General features: G+C 48.1%; 1 protein-coding gene. It reads right to left on the bottom strand.

Annotated elements, in window-relative coordinates; translation table 11 throughout:
* On the bottom strand, window positions 1-680 hold a 680-nt coding region (locus R7093_RS25760; RefSeq protein WP_318147089.1), incomplete at both ends, for an MATE family efflux transporter.

Here is a 680-nt window from a genome sequence, read left to right as displayed (position 1 = left end):
CAGCCAGAGAACAAAAAGAAGATTACGAAGAAACAGCAAGTCGCCACGAACATACTGTTCCGCATATCTTTACCTTTGGTGGCACCAACAAAAATGCCATCGAATAAGAAACACCACATGGATGTCAACGGCATCACCACCAGCCAAGGTAGATAGATCGCTGCTTGCTGCTGCACAATCGCAATAGAAGTGATCATGGCGATCAAATTCGATCCCGCTAAGCCAAATACCGCAGTAAGCCCTAAGCAGATGATCAGACTCCAAAAGAATGTCCCGATCAGAGAATCACTAAGCTGAGCTCGGTCTTTCGCGCCAATCGCTTTCCCCACCATCGCTTCCATCGCGTAGGCAAAACCATCCATGCCGTAGGAAATCATCATCAAGAAGCTCATCAACACAGCGTTTGCCGCGACAACATCATCACCAAAGCTCGCGCCCTGAAACGTCATAAAGCTAAACGCAGCTTGCAAACATAATGAACGAAGAAAGATATCGCGATTGAGTTTCACAAATCGCCCTAGCCCATGCTGAGTGTCAGCAAGTAATTGCTTGGGTGACGGCAACTGACGTGCTTGCCATGTCTTCCACACGCAGACCAAACCAAACGCCATGCCTAAGTAATCAGCAATCACGGATGCAAGCGCAGCACCTTCAACTTTCCAACCTAAGCCCATCACAAA

This window comes from Vibrio sp. 1580 (genome assembly GCF_033340055.1).
This window is presented reverse-complemented; position numbering and strand designations above follow the sequence as displayed.